Origin of the sequence: Leucobacter insecticola, from assembly GCF_011382965.1 — a bacterium.
Taxonomy (GTDB): domain Bacteria; phylum Actinomycetota; class Actinomycetes; order Actinomycetales; family Microbacteriaceae; genus Leucobacter; species Leucobacter insecticola.
In genome coordinates, this window is the sequence record NZ_CP049934.1 from 2,459,497 (window position 1) to 2,478,342 (window position 18,846).

At 65.3% G+C, this 18,846-nt stretch carries 19 protein-coding genes and 2 pseudogenes; 9 read left to right on the top strand and 12 right to left on the bottom strand.

Annotation, left to right across the window (positions count from 1 at the left end; translation table 11 throughout):
- Positions 1-33: 33 nt before the first annotated feature.
- The 7 genes from prpB to G7067_RS11460 all read right to left on the bottom strand — a co-directional run bounded on the left by prpB (position 34) and on the right by G7067_RS11460 (position 6,820).
- On the bottom strand, positions 34-945 hold the full coding sequence (prpB, locus tag G7067_RS11435) for a methylisocitrate lyase (RefSeq protein WP_166324450.1): 912 nt from the start codon (positions 943-945) through the stop codon (positions 34-36).
- Positions 945-2,471 (bottom strand): MmgE/PrpD family protein, encoded by a 1,527-nt coding sequence (locus G7067_RS11440; RefSeq protein WP_166324453.1) that lies wholly within the window; start codon positions 2,469-2,471, stop codon positions 945-947. The genes prpB and G7067_RS11440 overlap by 1 nt, the downstream gene beginning before the upstream one ends.
- Positions 2,468-3,106: a GntR family transcriptional regulator gene (locus tag G7067_RS11445; RefSeq protein WP_166324456.1), complete on the bottom strand. Its 639-nt coding sequence runs from the start codon at positions 3,104-3,106 to the stop codon at positions 2,468-2,470. The genes G7067_RS11440 and G7067_RS11445 overlap by 4 nt, the downstream gene beginning before the upstream one ends.
- A gap of 127 nt (positions 3,107-3,233) precedes the next feature.
- The gene (locus tag G7067_RS11450) at positions 3,234-4,082 is read right to left on the bottom strand and encodes a DUF2510 domain-containing protein (RefSeq protein ID WP_166324459.1); all 849 of its coding nucleotides are present in this window, start codon (positions 4,080-4,082) and stop codon (positions 3,234-3,236) included.
- 71 nt (positions 4,083-4,153) lie between these two features.
- Complete coding sequence (locus G7067_RS11455; protein ID WP_166324462.1) at positions 4,154-5,788, bottom strand: HNH endonuclease signature motif containing protein; 1,635 nt, start codon at positions 5,786-5,788, stop codon at positions 4,154-4,156.
- A gap of 130 nt (positions 5,789-5,918) precedes the next feature.
- Positions 5,919-6,218, bottom strand: coding sequence for a VOC family protein (locus tag G7067_RS14980; protein ID WP_341872830.1), 300 nt, complete (start codon positions 6,216-6,218; stop codon positions 5,919-5,921).
- On the bottom strand, positions 6,218-6,820 hold the full coding sequence (locus tag G7067_RS11460; RefSeq protein ID WP_341872831.1) for a VOC family protein: 603 nt from the start codon (positions 6,818-6,820) through the stop codon (positions 6,218-6,220). Before G7067_RS11460 ends, G7067_RS14980 begins: the two co-directional genes overlap by 1 nt.
- 222 nt (positions 6,821-7,042) lie before the next feature.
- On the opposite strand from G7067_RS11460, the gene G7067_RS11465 reads away from it, so the two are divergent.
- From G7067_RS11465 to G7067_RS14460, 4 genes and pseudogenes are all read left to right on the top strand, one after another.
- Complete coding sequence (locus G7067_RS11465) at positions 7,043-7,318, top strand: AbrB/MazE/SpoVT family DNA-binding domain-containing protein (protein ID WP_244301100.1); 276 nt, start codon at positions 7,043-7,045, stop codon at positions 7,316-7,318.
- A complete protein-coding gene (locus tag G7067_RS11470; protein ID WP_166324465.1) occupies positions 7,315-7,731 on the top strand; it encodes a PIN domain-containing protein in 417 nt (138 codons plus the stop codon). The genes G7067_RS11465 and G7067_RS11470 overlap by 4 nt, the downstream gene beginning before the upstream one ends.
- A gap of 166 nt (positions 7,732-7,897) precedes the next feature.
- A pseudogene (locus tag G7067_RS14455) lies at positions 7,898-7,969 on the top strand (SAM-dependent methyltransferase); the annotation flags it as partial.
- Between the two features lie 53 nt (positions 7,970-8,022).
- Positions 8,023-8,409 carry a class I SAM-dependent methyltransferase gene (locus tag G7067_RS14460; protein ID WP_244301369.1) on the top strand — a complete coding sequence of 129 codons (387 nt, stop codon included), beginning with the start codon at positions 8,023-8,025 and terminating at the stop codon, positions 8,407-8,409.
- On the opposite strand, the gene G7067_RS11480 is transcribed toward G7067_RS14460, so the two are convergent.
- Positions 8,375-9,091: a TetR/AcrR family transcriptional regulator gene (locus G7067_RS11480; RefSeq protein ID WP_205881138.1), complete on the bottom strand. Its 717-nt coding sequence runs from the start codon at positions 9,089-9,091 to the stop codon at positions 8,375-8,377. The genes G7067_RS14460 and G7067_RS11480 overlap by 35 nt on opposite strands.
- Positions 9,092-9,245: 154 nt before the next feature.
- Here G7067_RS11480 and G7067_RS11485 point away from each other — a divergent pair, with 154 nt between their 5' ends.
- Positions 9,246-10,178 (top strand): NAD-dependent epimerase/dehydratase family protein, encoded by a 933-nt coding sequence (locus G7067_RS11485; RefSeq protein WP_166324471.1) that lies wholly within the window; start codon positions 9,246-9,248, stop codon positions 10,176-10,178.
- Positions 10,179-10,245: 67 nt separating this feature from the next.
- Here G7067_RS11485 and G7067_RS11490 read toward each other — a convergent pair whose 3' ends face one another.
- The 3 genes and pseudogenes from G7067_RS11490 to pheS all read right to left on the bottom strand — a co-directional run bounded on the left by G7067_RS11490 (position 10,246) and on the right by pheS (position 14,480).
- Positions 10,246-10,785, bottom strand: a complete 540-nt coding sequence (locus G7067_RS11490) for a YaeQ family protein (RefSeq protein WP_166324474.1) — start codon at positions 10,783-10,785, stop codon at positions 10,246-10,248.
- 16 nt (positions 10,786-10,801) lie between these two features.
- A pseudogene (gene pheT, locus G7067_RS11495) lies at positions 10,802-13,419 on the bottom strand (phenylalanine--tRNA ligase subunit beta).
- Entirely contained in the window at positions 13,419-14,480 is a 1,062-nt protein-coding gene (gene pheS / locus G7067_RS11500) for a phenylalanine--tRNA ligase subunit alpha (protein WP_205881139.1), read from the bottom strand. The pseudogene pheT and the gene pheS overlap by 1 nt, the downstream one beginning before the upstream one ends.
- Positions 14,481-14,521: 41 nt before the next feature.
- Between pheS and G7067_RS11505 the strand changes: the two genes are divergently transcribed.
- The 4 genes from G7067_RS11505 to G7067_RS14985 all read left to right on the top strand — a co-directional run bounded on the left by G7067_RS11505 (position 14,522) and on the right by G7067_RS14985 (position 17,917).
- Complete coding sequence (locus G7067_RS11505) at positions 14,522-15,154, top strand: hypothetical protein (protein ID WP_166324480.1); 633 nt, start codon at positions 14,522-14,524, stop codon at positions 15,152-15,154.
- A 137-nt stretch (positions 15,155-15,291) separates the two neighbouring features.
- Positions 15,292-15,894: a copper resistance CopC family protein gene (locus tag G7067_RS11510; RefSeq protein WP_166324483.1), complete on the top strand. Its 603-nt coding sequence runs from the start codon at positions 15,292-15,294 to the stop codon at positions 15,892-15,894.
- Positions 15,895-15,970: 76 nt separating this feature from the next.
- Positions 15,971-16,615 carry a copper chaperone PCu(A)C gene (locus G7067_RS11515; protein ID WP_166324486.1) on the top strand — a complete coding sequence of 215 codons (645 nt, stop codon included), beginning with the start codon at positions 15,971-15,973 and terminating at the stop codon, positions 16,613-16,615.
- 492 nt (positions 16,616-17,107) lie between these two features.
- Positions 17,108-17,917, top strand: a complete 810-nt coding sequence (locus tag G7067_RS14985) for a Dyp-type peroxidase (RefSeq protein WP_341872832.1) — start codon at positions 17,108-17,110, stop codon at positions 17,915-17,917.
- 103 nt (positions 17,918-18,020) lie between these two features.
- Here G7067_RS14985 and G7067_RS11525 read toward each other — a convergent pair whose 3' ends face one another.
- Positions 18,021-18,827: a TrmH family RNA methyltransferase gene (locus G7067_RS11525; protein ID WP_166324489.1), complete on the bottom strand. Its 807-nt coding sequence runs from the start codon at positions 18,825-18,827 to the stop codon at positions 18,021-18,023.
- Between the last annotated feature and the right edge of the window lie 19 nt (positions 18,828-18,846).

An 18,846-nucleotide genomic window follows, 5' to 3' on the forward strand; every position in this document is an offset into this window, starting at 1 on the left:
TTAGCGTTCGACCTCAAAGTGTGGCGTCGAGCGCTAGCGCTCCACGTTGAAATTGAAGACGCTCGTATCGAAATGGTTGTAGGCCTCGTAATCGAGCAGGTCGTAGAGGTCGGCGCGGTGCTGCATCTCGTCGAGTTTGCCGGTGAGATGCCCCTCCTCGTTCAGCGTGTCGAGCGCGCGCCCGGTCGCCCCCATCGCGATCCTGAGCATCGACACCGGCCAAATCACAATGTTCATCCCGACATCGGCAAGCTGTTGCGCGGTAAACAGTTCACTCTTGCCAAACTCGGTCATGTTCGCGAGCAGCGGCACGTCAACGGCGGCGCGCATCGCCGCAAATTCTTCCAGTGTGCGCATCGCCTCGGGGAAGATCGCGTCGGCACCCGCGTCCACGAGCGCCTTCGCGCGATCGGTTGCGAGGGCGAGGCCAGCGGGCCCGTCCGCGGTCGCGCGAATGTCGGTGCGCGCCATGATCAGGAAGTTGGCATCGCGGCGGGCGTCGGCGGCGGCTCGAATCCGCTTGATCGCGGTGCTCTCGTCGACGACGGCCTTGCCGTCAAGGTGGCCGCAGCGTTTCGGATTGATCTGGTCCTCGATGTGCGCGCCCGCGAGGCCGGCGTCTTCAAGGGTCTGGATCGTGCGGGCCACGTTCATTGGCTCACCGAAGCCGGTGTCGGCGTCGACGATCGCCGGCAGCTCGGTCATGCGGGCGATCTGCTGCGCACGGCCCGCAACCTCGGTGAGGGTGGTCAGCCCGATGTCGGGCAGCCCGAGGTCGGCGGACAGCACGGCGCCGGAGATGTAGACGCCGTCGAAGCTCTTGCGTTCGATCAGCCTGGCGGAGAGCGGGTTGAAGGCGCCGGGGAACCGCAGCAGCTCTCCCGTCGAAAGACGCTCGCGGAACAGTCGCCGCTTGTCGGCGGGGGTGGTCTGTGCGTACAGCATTAGAAGAGTCCCTTCGGGCTCGGGGCGGCCTCGAGCAGCCCCGGCTTCGCGATAATGGTCAGCTCGGTGACCTCGGCGGGGGTGAGTTCAGGAAGCCGCTGCACGAGGTCGAGGAAGCGCTCAATTTCGGCGGCTTCGAGCACGGGCTCGGCGAGCAGGCGGAACTTGGCGATGTAGTTTGCGCGCGCAAACGGCCTCGCACCGAGCGGGTGTGCGTCCGCGACGGCGATCTCGTCGACGACGGTCGAGCCGTCTGCGAGGGTGATCTCGACACGACCACCAAACGCCTTCTCGTCGGGGTCGATGGAGTGGTAGCGGCGGGTCCACTCGGCATCTTCTGCGGTGGTGATCTTGTGCCACAGCGCCACCGTATCCGCGCGCCCGGCACGCTCGGGGGCGTAAGAGTCGACGTGGTGCCAGCCGCCGTCCTGCAGCGCGACCGCGAAGATGTACGGGATCGAGTGGTCGAGCGTTTCGCGGGTCGCCTTCGGATCGTACTTCTGCGGGTCGTTCGCGCCGGAGCCGATGACGTAGTGGGTGTGATGGCTCGTGTGCAGCACAATGCTCGCAATGTTCGCAGGATCGCCAAGCTCGGGGCGCTCGCTGTGCAGTTTGCGCGCGAGATCGATCCAGGCTTGGGCCTGATACTCGGCCGAGTGCTCCTTGGTGTAGGAGTCGAGGATCGCGCGCTTCGCTTCGCCGCGGGCGGGCAACGGCACCTCGTAGGCGGCATCCGGGCCGTCGAGCATCCACGCGATCACGCCGTCTTCGCCCTCATAGATCGGGCTCGGTGAGGTTTGTCCGCGCATCGCGCGGTCCACGGCTTCAACCGCCATCTTGCCGGCGAATGCGGGCGCGTGCGCCTTCCAGGTGGAAATTTCGCCCTTGCGACTCTGCCGCGTCGCCGTGGTCGTGTGCAGCCCCTGGCCGACCGCCTGGTAGATCGTTTCGACGTCAAGCCCGAGCAGGGTGCCGATCCCCGCTGCCGCGGAGGGGCCGATGTGGGCAATGTGATCGATCTTGTGCTTGTGCAGGCAGATCGAACGCACCAGATCCATCTGGATTTCGTAGCCGGTCGCGATCCCCCGTACAAGCGCCGCACCGTCTGCGCCGACGTGCTGGGCCACGGCAAGGATCGGCGGAATGTTGTCGCCGGGGTGCGAGTATTCGGCCGCGAGGAAGGTGTCGTGGTAGTCGAGCTCGCGCACAGCGACGCCGTTCGCCCACGCTGCCCACTCGGGACTCGTCTTGTCACTGATGGCGCAGCCGAAGATCGTGGATCCTGAGCCACCGGTCGAGACGGGGTGGGCTTGCGCCTGCGCCCGTGCCGACACGATCGGCGCGCGGGTCAGCGATGCCGCCGCGACGGATGCGTTGTCGATGATGCGGTTAATGATCATGTCAACGACGTCTGCGTCGACGGGCACGGGGTCAGCAGCGACCTCCGCGATTTTCCAGGCGAGCTGTTCTTCGCGCGGCAGGGTTTCTTCGCTCTTGTAGACACGAACGTGGTGGTTGACGGTCATTGCGATCCTTCCCGGATGGACTCCAGAATTGAGGTCAAGGCGTTGTGCAGGTGGACGTGGGTGGCGTGGGCGGCGAGGCCTGCGTCACCGTCGGCGATGGCGCGTGCGATGAGGCTATGCTCAGCCACCGACATTTGTAGGCGGGCGTGGTTGTCGCGGGCCAGGCGGCGTGCTCTCGCCAGGTGGGTGCGGATCGTGCGCAGGCCCTGGGTGAGATAGGGGTTGTCAACGGCGGCATCGATCGCGGCGTCGAAGTCCGCGATGAGGCCGTAATACGCTTCGACGGCGCCGTCATCTTCGATCGCGGTGGTCTCGAAGGATCGCGCAAGCTCCTGGAACACTTCGCGTTCGGGCCGGGCTGCTGCGATGCGTGCGGCGGTCTCCTCGAGAGCGCGGCGGGTGACGAAGAGCTTCTGAATGTCTTCGGCATCAAATTCGGTGACGACAGTGACTCTCGGGGATTGCTGGGCGATCAGACCGTCGGCTGCGAGGCGTCGGATAGCCTCGCGCATGGGGGTGCGGCTGACGCCAAGACGGGTCGCCTGTTCGACCTCGCCGAGCACCGCGCCCGGCCGCAGGATCCCGCGCTGGATCTCATCAAGCAGCACGGAATATGCTCGATCGCTCGCTCGCATGCACCCTCCTCGGTTCACCTCCAATGTATACACAAAGGGTGAAAATGTACAGAGAATCGAGGAAATGGCTAATTATGTATACAAATCGGTGACCTGGGTGCGCGGTGGCAGCTGCCGACCCGAGGATCTACCAGTCGCTCCCGATCGATCCCACCGCACTCGACCACTGCGCCGAGTCAGCCGGGCACAGGTGCGAGGTGCCGGTGACCACCAACTTCATGAGTCCGGCCACAATTTCTGTGCGTTGCGCTTCAGTTCCGCTGCCGGCCACAACCCCGATTAGCGGGCTTGTCGCCGCGTGCAGACGAACGGTTTCTACCGTCATGGTGTGGCCGTTCAGGATCGAACCCTCACAGGCGTCGAGGGCAAGGGCAAGGGCAATCGACTCGGTTTGCACATCCCACACGCCGCCGTTTTGTTCAACTTGGGCACGCGCTTCCGCAACAAAGGCCTGCTGCGCGGGGGTCTTTGCGGCCAGCAGTGAGCCGTCGATGGGCTGTTGCTGATCCTGCATAAACTGATCGCGTTCTTCGAACAGCGCATTGAAATCAGGGGTCGAATACTCTTCTTCGTCGCTGGTGTCGGGTTTCTGGGTGGGAGCTGGCTTCGCGGCCTCCGTTGAGGTGGGTTGATCATTGTTGGAGCTCAGCAGGAGCGGCACGGTGGCTGCGGTGGCGACGCCGAGCGCCGCAACCGTGGCGACGGCGGCGATCAACACGATTTTTGTCGTCCGCGGCATCTTGCGGCGCGGGGCCTGCGCAGCCGGATCCTGAACCTGCGGGGCGTGCGCCGCCGGATCCTGCAGCTGCAGGGCGTCCGTCGCCGGATCCTGCAGCTGCGTTTGAACCGCTTGTTCAGCGGGAGCGTAGTGTTCCGTCCACTGCTGACCGTCCCACCACCGTTGGCCGCCAGCGTCGTCCGGGTACCAGCCGGCCGGAACCGCGCTGCTGTCTCCTCCACCAGGATTCTCATTCATACGCCCTAATCTACCCCCCACAGCGCCCGCCAGACACCAGCGCACGGGACTACCTGCGCCACGGCGAGCACTCAGGCCGCGACCGCCGAGCTTTCTCCGGGAAACACCCCGGAGGGAACTGATCCAGCAGCAGCAGCAGCGAAGCGCTTGGGCGGCGGCGCAATACCCGACCAGGCGTACTTCTGCGCCAGCCGCCTCGGGAGCGCAAACTGGTGCCCGCCGGGGTCGTGCAGCACGAAGTCATCAAGATCATTCCGGGTGATCCGCCAGCCACCGTGGTGCAGTTGCATATGGTGGAAGCGGCACAGCAAGATTCCACGGTCGATATCGGTTCGGCCGCCGTCTTTGCTCCAGGAGTCGATGTGATGCGCTTCGCAATACGAGGCGGGCCTGTCGCAGTCGCGCCAGCGGCAGCCTCCATCTCGAATCGCGAGCGCGACGCGCTGCTGGGAAGTGTACAGTCGGGATCTTCGACCGAGGTTGAGGGGATTCCCGATGTGATCTGTGGTGACGGTTAGGGTGCCGACCGTGCACGCCTGTTGAGAAGCCACCCAGGCTGGAATCACCTGCGTGTCGTCCTCGGTGAACGCTGCACTCGCCGTCGCTTCTGGGAGGATCCGCACGAGCCGCACACCGGGCTGTCGGACCCCAAAGACCGTCTCAGCGTCGGCCAGCGTGCCCGCGCGCATCACATCGAGGAACAGGTCAAAGGCGAGCTGATCATTGGTGCGAGGGTCGTTCATGAGATCCTGAGCCTTCGCGCGTTCCGCGGGATCCACGAACCTGGGGCCACCCCGCCGCGGGCGCATCGCAGCGTCAAACGCGGAGCGCACCCACGCGGCAGAAAGATCGTCAAACACGATGCTGCCTCGCGTAATGCCCTCGCGGTCGGTCCACATGCGAAAGGACCTCGCCTCGTGCCGCGCGAGATAGCGCTGCTCCGCGCCGACGGGATCGAGCAGGTCGCGGATCGACCGCGCTGACTTCGCAAGTTCCTCGACGGTCACCCGTTCGGCTTCACGAATCAGATCTGCTGCCGCGAGCGACCATGCCGCCTCGTGCTCAGCACTGCTCGCACGATCGCTCCCGAGTGGCGGTTCACCGAGGCCGCGGGCGATTGCATCGTGCTGCGTCGCGGAGATCGTCCCCGTGAGCAGCGCGCTCATGAGCGGCGCGTGCCACGGCTGGCGCTGCGGGTTCTCGGCACCGCCATTGGAATCACCGCGGCTGGGATCGACCTGCCCACCAAGATCTGCCGACTCAGCATGATCCCCTCCGCCGATTCCTTCCCCCACACCCGGCGCACCCGAAGCACCCGACACACCAGGGACACCCGAGACACCCGAAGCACCCGAGGACTCCGGCACATCAAACAAAGATTCGCCCACTCGAACCTGCCGCGCAGCCTCAGCACGACTCACCCGGGCCAGTTGCTGCACCAACGCCACGGCATTGCGGTGACCGCGGGACTGCGCCAGCCCCGAATGCCCCTCGGCCCTGCGCGAGCGTTGTGCGACCACACCAGCCGCTGCCGTGCGCAAGCGCTCTGCCAACTGACCAAGGCCCGAGGCAAGATCAAGCAGGGTCACGACCTCCGCATCATTCAGGTGGTCAACGGCCGCGGGCAGCACCGCTGGATCCTCAACCACGCCCACCAAATCACGGATCGACTGGACCCGTGATGCGACGTCGGCGAAGAATTCCATGCCTCAATTCTCCCATTGGAGCGCATGGAACACCTAGGGATAACTCCCGTAATTTCAACGAATTTTGGGGCCTGTGAGCGAGTATTGAAAGGTTCGAAGAGCGGGCCCATCAGGGCGAGTCGCGCGAGGCTTAGATCTCCGCGATCACAATTTTCTTCATCTCGAGAAGGTGTTGAAACGCGTTCGGCCGCTCCATCAGCTCCCCCATGTTCGCGGGCACGATCTGCCAGCTCACACCGAACTTGTCTGCGAGCCACCCGCACTGCTCTGCCTCCGGCACGGCGGACAGCGCGCCCCACAACCGGTCGATCTCGGCTTGATCCGCGCAGGCTACCTCAAGGGACATGCCGCAGGTGAAGCTGAAGTCTTGTTCGACGACGGTGTCCATTGCCGTGAACCATTGCTCGCCGATCCGAAAATCGCTAAACATCACCGCGCCCGCCGCCGCGGCCCCGAGTCAACCTCGTAGGGCACACGCATTCCCAACTCTGCATCGGGGAAGACCTGTATGTAATAGTCCACGGCTTCCGCCGCGCGATCCTGCACCGGCCCACCAAACAACAGCGACGGCATTACAAAGGGCCGCACCTCCCCCGAGGCATCGCTCAAGATCAGCTGCCACGTCACACCGTAGCGGTCCTGCACCCACCCGAATCGCGGACTGAAGGGGTATTCCTGTAGCGGCATCAGGACCGTGCCACCGTCAAGGAACGCGGCCCACACCGCGTCGAGTTGCGCCCTCGCCGCCATGGCATCGTCGCCGAAGAGGATCGGATCAAAATTGAGCATCAGCGAGATCGAAGGGTTCGGTGTGAATTCAGGGCCAGCGTTGATGAGGGTCAACCGCATCCCGTCCAGGTCAACGGCGACCGTGAGCGGTTCGCCTGCGAGCGACTGCTGAAAATCGAGCAGCCCCTCGTGTGGGTATCGAGACTCCACCCAACTGCGCGTATTCGGAAACACGCTCGCATAAAACTGACCGACCGCTTCAGCATTACCGTTGCACCAGATGTTTGTGACGATGTTCTGCATGATCTTCTCCTTTGCGCGGACGCCGCTATGCGTTCAGTATCCGCCCACCCGGAGACCGAACGCAAGGGTCATGAGCGGGCGATGCCGGGTCACACATGCGCTTCGGGATCCTGTCGCCCACGACGACCAAAAGTAAGGAGAAACCGAATAAGTAAGTAGAAAATGTCTCTGTCGAAAATTTTCGACGTAGGGTACCATGGAATCCAGAACCAAGGAGGCATCATGCCAGTCGCCACACTGTCAAGCAAAGGCCAGATCACGATCCCCCAAGAAATTCGCAGAGACCTCGAGCTCGACACCGGGTCACAAGTGATGATCATTAAGGTCGGGGCTGGCCAGTATCGCATCATGGCGCGCAACAGCTCCATCGAAGACCTCGCGGGCATTCTGTACGATCCAACTCGTCCCACAATGTCTATCGAGGAGATGAATGAGGCTATCGCGGACGGCGGCGCCGAGAGCGGAATGCGTGGCATGAACCCGGCGAGGCTCGGATGACAATACTCAACGAATCCCTCACTGGAATCGATACCAATGTCCTGCTGCGGTACCTCCTCAAAGACGACGCCAAGCAGTACGCTGTCGCCAAGGAGTTTTTCGCCTCATTGTCGCCATCGAACCCTGGATTCATCACACAAGTAACCCTCGCAGAAACGTACTGGGTACTCGCAAAGAGCCAGAAGCTCCCCAAAGCCACCTGCCTGGCCATCATCGGTCAGCTCGCACGCTCCCCGGTGATTGAGTTCGATGACGGGGAGGGAGTGATGCGGGCGATCATCCTCGCCGAGGAGGGTGCAGACTTCGCGGACGCGCTCATTGAGGGCGCAATGGGCCTCTTCGGGGTGACCGAAACGGTGACCTTCGATCAACACGCGGCAAGCGCCCTCGGCTGGCGCAACCTCAATGACTGACCCGCCAACTGACCTCGAGTACATAAGCCTTGGGCAGGTCGCGGGCGCCTATTCCGCGAGAGCCACGTAATACACTGAGGCAGTCGGAAAGATTGAACACGCTGCAGCACAAGACCGCGAGCACATTCTGCAGTGGGCCCAGAGTATTGAGGGGCCGATTCTCGATGTGGGGTGCGGTCCCGGGCAGTGGACTGACTTTTTGCGCAGAGCTGGAATTAGCATTCGAGGCATCGACCCCTCCCAAGCGTTTATTACACAGGCGCGCATTCACTACCCGAGAGCAGGTACGGTGTGGGTCAGGCTGAGAACCTCGGTGTCGCAACCGCGAGCCTGGCTGGAATACTGGCCTGGTACTCGCTCATCCACACCCCACCAGCGGTCATTGATCGCGCTCTCGCGGAGTTTGCTCGCGCCATTCGACCGGGAGGCTCCCTCCTCATTGGCTTTTTTGCAGGAACCCTCGAGGCCCCCTTTGAACACGCCGTGACGCCCGCCTACTACTGGTCAACGCCTGCGCTCTCGCAGAGACTCATGCGCGCGGGATTCACCCCGACCGAATCGGTAACCCGAAGCGATGTGGGGTCCCGTCCGCACGGCGCGATCGTGGCACGACGAGAGCACTCACGCTCACCGGCGCTCGAACCTACTTCGATCCCGCCCCGAGACCGAAACGCGTGAGCTCTTCCGCAATAATGAAGCTATAGAGCTTGCCGGGCGCCGAAACCATCTTGTTGAACTGCCCAAAGATCTCAAAGGCTATCGCACCGTGTAGGCGAGACCATGCCTCTACTCCCATCAGCACCAGTGTGTCGGGCACATCCAAACCAAAGTCCTGACGCAACTGCGAAACCGACGGTCCCGCCTCGGTGAGACTCGGCGTGACAGCGGGACGAATCCCCTGCTGATACGCGTCACGCAGCACAGCAAACAGCACCAGGCCCACTCGGGAGGCGGAGGCCACAGTGTCTTGCGGCGCACTGTAACCCGGAACCGGGGATCCGAAGATCAGGGCATACTGGTGGGGATTCTTCTGACCCCACTCCCGCATAGCGTGCGCGGCGGCCGTAAATCTTGCCGCCAGCTCGGAGCGCGGAACACCCGCCTCCGCCGATTCCACATGTAGGCCGAGCGCGTCATACGCCTCAATAATCAGCACCGTCAGCAGCGCATCGCGGCTTACGAAATAGCGATAGATCGCGGAGGAGACGAGGCCACACTCACGCGCAATGGCGCGCAGAGACAGGCCGGCCGCGCCAACCTCCCCCAGATGCCGCCGTGCGACCTCTAGGAGTTCCTGTTGTTTGCGATCCCGCGCAATCTTGCGGGGGGTCTGCTGCGCGGATTCGCCCGCATCAGTCACACGCATTCACCCCTTATTGCCGCATTCGCCGTCGTAGCACTTCGTCCATTATGCCCCACACCAAAACACAACTCAGAGAGCACTGCTCTTGCAACAGCGCACACTCCTCGTTAAACTGAGTGAGCACCGCTCTCCCAACATGAAAGCAGGTATCGTGCCACACACTCCACCCCACCATCTCATTCTCGGCGCAGGCTTCATCGGACGTGCCGTCGCCGCGCAGTTGCTCGCCCGTGGCGACGAGGTCACCGTCGCGACCCGAAGCGGCACGATCCTTCCCGGGGCTCACGCCGTCACCCTCGACGCGAGCAACACTGCGGAGCTCACCGCAGCGCAAGCACACGCCGCGACCACCTTTGTGTGCACCAACCCGCGCTACAGTCGGTGGCCCACCGACTGGCCCCCGATCTTCAGCTCGCTCATCAGCGCCAGCCAAACGAGCGGTTCTCGGATTGTCATGATGGGCAACCTCTACGGGCACGGCAAAGCCACGATGCCGATGACCGAGCACTCCCCCATGAACCCGGTGGAAAGAAAAGGGCGGATCCGCGCGGACGGCTGGCACCAACTTCTCGAGGCGCACAATCGCGGATCGATCACCGCCGTCGAGGTCCGGGCAAGCGACTACATCGGCCCCCACGCAACCTCGACAACTCACGTTGGCGAGCGGTTCTTTGCCCCCATCATGCGTTCACAGACCGCACGGGTCATCGGTAACCCAGAGATCCCGCACGCCTGGAGCTACCTGCCCGACATTGCCGCAACACTCATCGCTGCAGCTGACGCCGACGACCGCGATCTCTGGGGACGATCCTGGCTGGTTCCCAGCACCACACGCTCCCGCTCCGAGATCGCCGCAGACATTAACTCCGCCTTTGGCTCACACGGTCGAGCCGCACGACTGCCGTCCTTAGCACTGCACGCCGCCGGCCTCGTCAATCCAGACGTGAAGGAGGTCATCCGCAGCAGCTACCAATTCGAGATGCCGTTCGTCGTTGACTCGCGCGAAACCGAACAGCTTCTCGGGGTGCGGGCGACCGCTTGGCCAGAGGTGATCCGCACCACCGGCGAGTCATATCTCAACTGAACCCTGAGCGATCCCGAGGCGCGAGAGGCGGACGCTCTGCGCCCACACACGCGAATCCGACAGGCCCTCAGGCTGCGCGGTGTTCCTCCACCGTCGCCGTCAGGGAGGCACCGTTCAGTTCGAGGTACAACTGCCCCTCGGTAACCGAAACGCTGAGGTCGTTGCGGCGTTCAAGCCGCGACGCAACATCGCGCACAAACGCGATATCAAAACTGCGCACCACAAGCTCATCGGCGCGGTGCAGCGGCTTGCCCGTCCACGAGGCCAGCAGCTTCGCCGGATCACGATGGGTATACACCGCCGCGCGATCCGCCGCTTTGCTGCCCGCGTGCACCCGCGCCGCATCCGGCGCACCGACCTCGATCCACGCCGTCATCTTGCCGGTCAGATCCTTGACGAACACGGCAGGCTCATCGGTCGTTGAGACGCCACCACCGAAGGTGATGCCCTCCTCGTATTCAAGGCAGTACGCGAGCAGCCGCGTCACCATAAACTCGGCGGTCTCCGAGGGGTGCTGCGCGAGCCGCAGCGTGAATTCGTCGTACACGCCGCGATCCACGTCCGCCAACTGCACGGCAAACGTCACCATCGTCGAGCCAATTGCCATGTGAAGGGCCCGCCCGCTAGTCGCGCAGTTTCGCGCCGAACGCGAGTTCTGCCGCGGCGACACCCGCGAGACGCGCCTCGCTCGCCTCTTCCGCGGTCAGCGTGCGGTCAGCGGCCCGGAACCGCAGCGCAAAGGTCAGCGCTTTCGTACCCTCCGCGATCCCCGAACCCCGATAGTCATCGACGATGCGAGCTCGTTCCAGCAACTCCCCCGCCCCCGCGACCACCACGTCAAGCACGTCAGCGGCGGGCACCGCGGCATCGACGACGAGCGTCAGATCCTGCGTCGCAGCCGGGTAGCTCGACAGCGGTCGCGTCTCGGGCTCACGCGGGGCAAGCTCGATCAGGCGGTCAAGATTGAGTTCGAAGGCGACCGCGCGGCCGGGCAGGTGATGCTCCGCCACGAGTTCCGGCAACAGCTCACCGGCAATGCCCACGGTCTCGAGACCGCCCTCGTCAGCGTCCGTGTCCGTCGTCACGCGCACGCACAGCTCGGCGGTGCGCCCCGGGTGGAAGGCACGGTGGGATCCCTGCCGCACCACCAACTCAACAGACACCGCGGCCGCGAGAGTGCGCGCCGCCTCCAACGCGTCCGCCCAGTCAGCGGCGCGCGCGGCCTCGCCTGGCTGCTTCGCAACGAGGTCACCGAGCAGCAGGCCCGCGGCGCGGCGCGGCTGCTTCGGGATCGACGCGTCGAGTGCGGCGAGCGTGTCGTCTGAAGGCTTCTCTGCGAGCGGGGGCACCTCGGCGGTGCCAAGCTCTGCGGCGTCTGCGAAGGGCACGTACACCGCACCAAGCTCAACGAGCGACAGATCGGTTGATCCTCGCGATACGTTACGCTGCGCCGCGGCCACGAGGCCGGGCAGCAGCGAGCGGCGCATGAACGGTGCAGCGCCATCGAGCGGATTGGCGAGGCGGATCGCGGCAACTTCGGCCTCGGCACCAGCCTCAGCACCAGCACCAGCTTCGGCAAAATCCCCGCCAAACGCGTCAAGCTGGGCGCGCGTCACAAAGGGGTAGCTCTGCACCTCGGTCAGTCCAGCGGCCGTCACCACGTTTGCCGCGCGACGGTACAGGCGCTGCGAGCGCGTCAGTCCGCGGCCCGCCGGAGCCACGGGCAGCACCGAGGGAATACGCTCGTAGCCGACGATGCGAGCAACCTCTTCGATGAGGTCTGCGGGGCGGGTGAGATCGCTGCGCCAGCTCGGCGGCGTCACCCGCAGCACGCGATCCCCCGCGGCCACAACCTCGCAGCCAATCATCTCGATGGCCGCGCGCGCCTCATCGTCGCTGTAGTCGGCGCCCATGAGGCCATTCACCCGGTCGAGCGGCAGACGGATCTCGGTCGGCTCCCAGGGCGCCACAAGATCAGCACCGAGGGAATCGGCGGTGCCCCCGCGAGCGACACCAGCAGCTCAACCATGCGCTGCGCAGCCGCGCGAGCAACCAGCGGATCAACTCCGCGTTCGAAACGCTTCGACGCCTCGCTCGGCAGCTTGTGGCGGCGCGAGGTGCGCGCGATCGACACGGGATCAAACGTCGCCGCCTCAATCAGCATATCGGTGGTGGCATCGGTGGTCTTGGTGGACTGCCCGCCCATCACCCCGGCAATGCCAATCGCGCCGGATTCATCGGCGATCACCAGATCCTCAACGTGCAGCGTGCGCTCCTGCTCATCGAGCGTGACGAGCGTCTCGCCGGGCAGCGCGCGGCGCACCGTGATGCCGCCGGAGAGCTTTGCCAGGTCGTAAGCGTGCAGCGGCGAACCGAGCTCAAGCATGACGTAGTTCGAGATGTCGACGGGCAGCGACAGTGAGCGGATACCGGCAAGTTGCAGCCGCGCCACCATCCAGGCGGGAGTCGGGCGGGTCGCATCGATGCCGCGCACCACACGCGCAATGAACCCGGTCGCACCGACACGCCCGCGAATCGGAGCGTCATCGGCGATCGTCACGGCAAAGCCGCTCGCGGGCGCGGGGGTCACAGCCTGCGCGGGATCCCGGAACGTCGCGCCGGTGGAGTGGGCGTACTCGCGTGCGACGCCGCGGATCGAAAACGCGTAGCCGCGATCCGGCGTCACATTGATCTCAACCGCCGTCTGATCGAGCCCCAGCAGCGCAAGTGCGTCGGTGCCAACCTCGGGCTCGGCGTCCCCCGTGAAGCCGAGGCGCGACAGCACAATGATGCCGTCGTGGTCCTCGCCGAGCGATAGCTCCTTCGCAGAGGCGATCATGCCGTCAGACACGTGACCGTAGGTCTTGCGGGCCGCGATCCTGAAATCGCCGGGCAGCACCGCGCCCGGCAGCGTCACCACGACCTTGTCACCGGGGCCAAAATTGTGTGCACCGCAGACGATGCCACGCACGTCTTCGCCGCCGTCGGCAGCCTGCGCGCCCTCCGGCGCCACCCGCACGGTGCACCAGTTGATCGTCTTGCCGTTCGACTGCGGCTCGGGATCCTGCGTCAGCACCTCACCGACCACAATGGGCCCGGAGATATCGAAGCGGCGGATCGACTCCTCTTCGAAGCCCACGCGCACGAGGTCGGCGTGCACCTGCTCCGGGGTGACACGCTCGAACGGAACGCCATCGGGCAGTGAGACGAACTCACCGAGCCAGCTGAGTGGTACGCGCATTAGACCAGGCCTCCGAACTGCGAGTTGAAACGTACATCGCCCTCGACCATGTCACGCATGTCGTTGAGGTCGTGGCGGAATTGCAGGGTGCGCTCGATCCCCATGCCGAACGCGAAGCCCTGATATTCATCGGGATCGATCCCCGCCGCGAGCAGCACCCGCGGGTCGACCATGCCGCAGCCGCCCCACTCGACCCAGCGTGCGCCACCCTTTGCGTTTGGCTGCCACGCGTCCATCTCGGCCGACGGCTCGGTGAAGGGGAAGAAGTTGGGGCGCAGTCGAATCTGCGCTTCAGCGCCAAACATCTGGCGGGCGAAGTGCTCAAGCGTGCCGCGCAGGTGCGCCATCGTCAACCCGCGGTCGATCGCGATGCCCTCGATCTGGTGGAACACGGGCGTGTGCGTCGCGTCGAGCTCATCGGTGCGGTAGACACGCCCTGGGGCGACAACGTACACGGGCAGCTCGGTGTTGGTCAGCTGATCGCCGAGCAGGGAACGGATCTGCACGGGCGAGGTGTGGGTGCGCAGCAGCAGGTGGCGGTCGGCGGGCTCAACAAAGAACGTGTCTTGCATAGCGCGCGCGGGGTGATCCGGATCGAAGCCGAGCGCATCGAAGTTGAACCACTCGTGCTCGATCTCCGGGCCCTCTGCGATCTCCCAGCCCATGCCGATGAAGATGTCGGCGGCCTCGTCTTGCAGCTGCGCGAGAGGGTGGCGGGATCCTGCCCGGCGACGCACGGGGGCAGCGGTGACGTCGACGGTTTCGGCCACGAGCCGCGCCGCCGCCTCAGCCTTAGCCAGTTCAGCCTCGCGCCCCTTATACGCGCCCTCGACACGGCCGCGGGCTTGCCCCATGAGCTTGCCCGTCGCCGCTTTTTCGTCCTTGGGCACCTCGCGCATGCGCGCGTTGAGCTGCGACAGCGCCGAAGCATCGCCCGCGTGCGCGGTCCGCGCGGCCTTCAGATCCGCGACGGACGTCGCCGCCGCAAACGCCGCGAGAGCCGCTTGAACGGCGGCATCAACGGCCGACTGGGAAATTGGGTTCTCTACACTGTCTGACACAGGTACCAAGCCTACCGTGCAAGCCGGGTACACTGGGAGCCGTGAAGCATCCTGCACCACCACTTTCGCGCGCCCATCGTGTCGCGCGCGGTGGTATGGGCGCAGCGATCGCCACGCTTCTCGCGGCTGCCTCGCACGGACTCGCAGGTGGCAGCATCACGCTCCCCGCCATCATCGTCACCGGGGTGATCGCACTGCCGCTGTGTACGGCGCTCGCCGGGCGGATCGGTTCCGTGTGGCGTCTGAGTCTCGGGGTTGCGTTCGCGCAGTTCCTATATCACTGGTCGTTCGCGGGAATCTCCGCTGCAGGATCAGGATCCGCGCCCCTCGCGTCGGGCGGCATCCCCGTTTCCCCCCACGCCGCTCACCTGCTCGCACTCGAATCGTTCGCCGCGGGGCTCACCCCCGGCCTCGCGCCCGCTCTCTCCGCCGACACGACGATGTGGGCGATGCACGGGATCGCCGCGATCATCACGATCGCGATCCTGCACCGCGGCGAGCGCGCCTTCCTCTCCCTCAGGGGTATGCTGCGCAAGGCGTACACCCCCGTGTGCATCACCCTCGGGGGTATCTCGGTGCGGCCGCAGATCGCTGCAGCCCGCCCGCGGTTCAGCAACGTCTTTGAGCGGCTGTTCAGCGCCGTCACACACCGCGGTCCCCCAGCCGCAGCGTAGGGCGTGTCTGACACGCCCGTGCTCGCAGCACCGCGAGCAGACAGCTCGACTCATTTCACACGGTGGACGACTCTCGCCGCAACACGGCCGACGCGTTCCGCCCATATCTGGCTAACGCCTGGAAAATTTGGTGACCTTTGTTTCACAACACTATTCGTAAAACCGTCGCGACTGCAGCGACCGCATTGATCGCCCTTGGCGCAATTCTGGGAGTCGCCTCACCGGCGCTCGCTCATGATGAACTCGTCGGCATTGACCTCGTCGCGGACCCGAGTGACGGCCGCGTCGAGGCGGTGAAGCTGAGCTACAGCAACTCGATCGTCGAGGTCGGTACCGAGATCCTCGTCACCGGACCGGACGGCGCAAGCGCTATCTCAAGCGCCCCCGAGGTCGCTGGACCCGATGTCACCCAGGCGCTCAATGCGGATCTGCCGCGAGGCAGCTACACCGTTGCCTGGCGCGTCGTTTCAAGTGACGGTCATCCGATCGAAGGCGGCTTCGTCTTCTTCGTCACGGATCAGGGCACTGCTGACCCCAACGACATCGCCGCAATTGAAGCCGACGAGCGCGGGCTTGATGCCGCGGCCGACACGAGCGGCTTCCCCGTCATCGGTATCGTCGGGATCTCAGCCCTGGCGGCGCTCGCCGTTGCCGGAGCCGTCGTTGCGATCCTTGTCGGAAAGAAGCGTCGCGCGCAGGCCTTTGGTGCGCCGCAGTCAGATTCAGAAGACGAGAGCTGATGGGCGCTGCGCCCAAGTGCGGCGAGCGCCTCAGCATTACTGACAACTTTTTATTCGTGAAGGAAACACCACCACAATGTTCAACATTTCACTCAATTCACACCGCACCGTCTTCCGCCGTGGCACCGCTGTGACGGCCGCAGCCGCCTTCGCCCTCGCAGCTCCCCTGCTGCTCAGCGGGTGCAGCGCCCAGAGCGCCCCGGCAGACGACAAGGGATCCTCCACCGATGCGAACGCTTCGGCCTCGGCGAAGAAAGAAGCGGATCAGCTGAAGGTCAGCGACGCGTGGGCCAAAGCGAGCGCAGCCGACATGGTCGCGGGCGAGGGCATGACGGGCCTGTTCGCGACGATCACGAACGACAGCGATCGGGACATCAAGATCGTGAGCGCCACGAGCGACGTGGCAAAGATGGCCGAGTTGCACGAGGTCGTTGACGGCAAGATGCAGGAGAAAGACGGCGGCTTCGTGGTGCCCGCCGGCGGCACCCTCGAGCTGATGCCGGGCGGCCTGCACATCATGCTCATGGGCATGGAGAAGCCGATCCTGGCGGGCGACGACGTGCACGTCACACTCGAACTCGGTGACGGTTCCACGGTGACACTGCACGCGCTCGTCAAGGACACCTCGGGCGCGAACGAAGAATACTCCGGCAAGGATGACGGGCACGGCGGCACGAGCGGCGAGCACGGCGACCTGAACGATGATCATGCCGGACACTAACGATGCCAAGCGTACGGGCACCCCGGCAGAGTCACGCTCTGCCGGGGGCTCCCCCACCATCAACCGGCGCGCGCTGCTCGGTGGCGGGGCGGTTGGCGTGGGCGTTGGCGCGCTGCTCGGGATCGGCGGGACCCTCGGCCTCCGCGGCGTAACCGCCCCGGCTGCCCCCTCAGAGATCCCCGGCACCCCGCCCGAGGAGCTTCAAACCTCACGCGGCATCGGCGGCGATCTGCCCGGCTTCGGAGGCGACGCACTCCCCTGTCACGGCACCCACCAGCCCGGCGTCACACAGGATCCCGGCGCTCAGATCAGGTACCTGTCATACACGCTCCTGCCCGGCACCGACCGGGCCGCGCTCGCGCGGATGTTCAGGATCCTGAACGGCGACATCGAAGGGCTCACCTCCGGTGAGGGCCGCTCGCGGATCCAGAGCCCGAGCTCGCCGCCAGGCCTGCGCGCCTCAGCATCACCGTGGGCGTGGGATCCGAACTCGTGCGACGGGTCGACCCCGCAAAGATCCCCGCCTGGCTCGGGCCGCTCCCCGCTTTCTCCCGGGACCGACTCGAAGAACGGTTCAACGGCGGCGATCTGCTGCTCGTGCTGCAGGCCGATGATCCTCTCGCCGTCGCTCACGCGGCCCGCATGCTCGAGCGGGATCTCCGCTCCTTCGCGGAACTGAAGTGGGTGCAGCAGGGATTCCGCCAGGCCCGCGGCTCCGAAGCGACCGGCACCACCATGCGCAATCTGATGGGGCAGGTCGACGGCACCGTCAACCCCGATCCCGCAGCGGACGACTTTGCCGGGCTCGTGTGGTGTGACGGCTCGGCAGCGGGCGAGTCTTGGCTCGCAAACGGCAGCGCCTTCGTGCTGCGCCGCACCCGCATGGAGCTCGACACCTGGGACCAGGTGGACCGGCCGGGGCGCGAGCAGACCATCGGGCGCACGCTCGCAGACGGGGCGCCGCTCTCCGGCGGTGACGAGCACACGCCCTCCGACTTCGACGCGAAGAACGCCTTGGGGCTGCCGCTGATTCCGTCGTTCTCGCACATTGCCAGGGCGCGCTCCACCGACCCGAACGAGCGGATCTTTCGCCGCGGCATGAACTACGACGACGGGACCGAGGCGGGGCTGCTCTTCGCTTGCTACCAGCGCGACCCGCTGAAACAGTTCGTGCCGATCCAGCAGCGCCTCGACGAACTCGACCTGCTCAACGAGTGGATCACGCACACCGGGTCGGCGGTGTTCGCGATCCTGCCGGGTTTCACGCCGGACACGCCGCTCGGCGCGTCACTGCTGGCCTAAGTCGCCGGTTGAGCGGGGTCTCACTCCCCTCCGCCGGTTGAGCGAGCATAGCGAGTCGAAACCAAGGTAACTGCGTCGAGATTTCGACTCGCCTGCGGCTCGCTCAATCGGCGGGGTCGCGCTGAGCGAACGCGGTTTCGTAGAGCAACACGCTCGCGGCCGTCGCGAGGTTCAACGACTCTGCGGCGCCGTAGATGGGGAGCTTCAGCGAGCGATCCGCCAGCGCGCGATCCGCCTCGCTGAGCCCCTTTGCCTCGTTACCAAAGATCCACGCGATCCGGCCGCGCAGCACGCCCTCTGTGCGGGCTTCCAGCAGCGACGCTCCGCGCACATCCGCGGCGAGGCTGGTGATTCCTGCCGCTCGCACCGCGGCGGTCGCCGCCTCAAGCGATCCCGTCACCGCAACCGGCAGGTGAAACAGCGATCCCGTGGTCGAACGCACCACCTTCGGGTGGAAAGGGTCGATGCTGTTACCGGCAAAGATGACCGCGTCGGCTCCGGCTGCGTCTGCGGCCCGCAGCACGGTACCCGCGTTGCCGGGATCCCGGACCTCGTGCAGGATCGCCACCAGCTTCGCGTCGGACAGCGCATCTTCGAGCGACAGCTCCCAGGTCTTGGAGACGGCGAGCACCCCCTGCGGGGTGACGGTCTCGGCCATGCCCGCGAGCACCTCGGGGGTCACGCGTTCCACCCACACCTCGCGCTCCGAGGCGAGCCGGTCAATCTCAGCCTGCCAGCCCTCGGTGCCGGTGGTGGCGTAGATCGTTTCGAGCAGATCCGGCCGGTGCAGCAGCGCCTCGCGTACCGCCTGCGGCCCCTCCACCAGGAAACGACCGTGGGCGACCCGCTCCTTCTTGCGGGCGAGCGCCGCCACTTTCTTGACGAGGGCAGATTTCGGGTTCTCAATCACCCCACAACCCTACCCCGCC

Coding starts and splice junctions, on each gene's coding strand:
- prpB (WP_166324450.1), bottom strand. CDS start 945: ATGCTGTACGCACAGACCACCCCCGCCGACAAGCGGCGACTGTTCCGC.
- G7067_RS11440 (WP_166324453.1), bottom strand. CDS start 2,471: ATGACCGTCAACCACCACGTTCGTGTCTACAAGAGCGAAGAAACCCTG.
- G7067_RS11445 (WP_166324456.1), bottom strand. CDS start 3,106: ATGCGAGCGAGCGATCGAGCATATTCCGTGCTGCTTGATGAGATCCAG.
- G7067_RS11450 (WP_166324459.1), bottom strand. CDS start 4,082: ATGAATGAGAATCCTGGTGGAGGAGACAGCAGCGCGGTTCCGGCCGGC.
- G7067_RS11455 (WP_166324462.1), bottom strand. CDS start 5,788: ATGGAATTCTTCGCCGACGTCGCATCACGGGTCCAGTCGATCCGTGAT.
- G7067_RS14980 (WP_341872830.1), bottom strand. CDS start 6,218: ATGTTTAGCGATTTTCGGATCGGCGAGCAATGGTTCACGGCAATGGAC.
- G7067_RS11460 (WP_341872831.1), bottom strand. CDS start 6,820: ATGCAGAACATCGTCACAAACATCTGGTGCAACGGTAATGCTGAAGCG.
- G7067_RS11465 (WP_244301100.1), top strand. CDS start 7,043: ATGCCAGTCGCCACACTGTCAAGCAAAGGCCAGATCACGATCCCCCAA.
- G7067_RS11470 (WP_166324465.1), top strand. CDS start 7,315: ATGACAATACTCAACGAATCCCTCACTGGAATCGATACCAATGTCCTG.
- G7067_RS11490 (WP_166324474.1), bottom strand. CDS start 10,785: ATGGCAATTGGCTCGACGATGGTGACGTTTGCCGTGCAGTTGGCGGAC.
- G7067_RS11515 (WP_166324486.1), top strand. CDS start 15,971: ATGTTCAACATTTCACTCAATTCACACCGCACCGTCTTCCGCCGTGGC.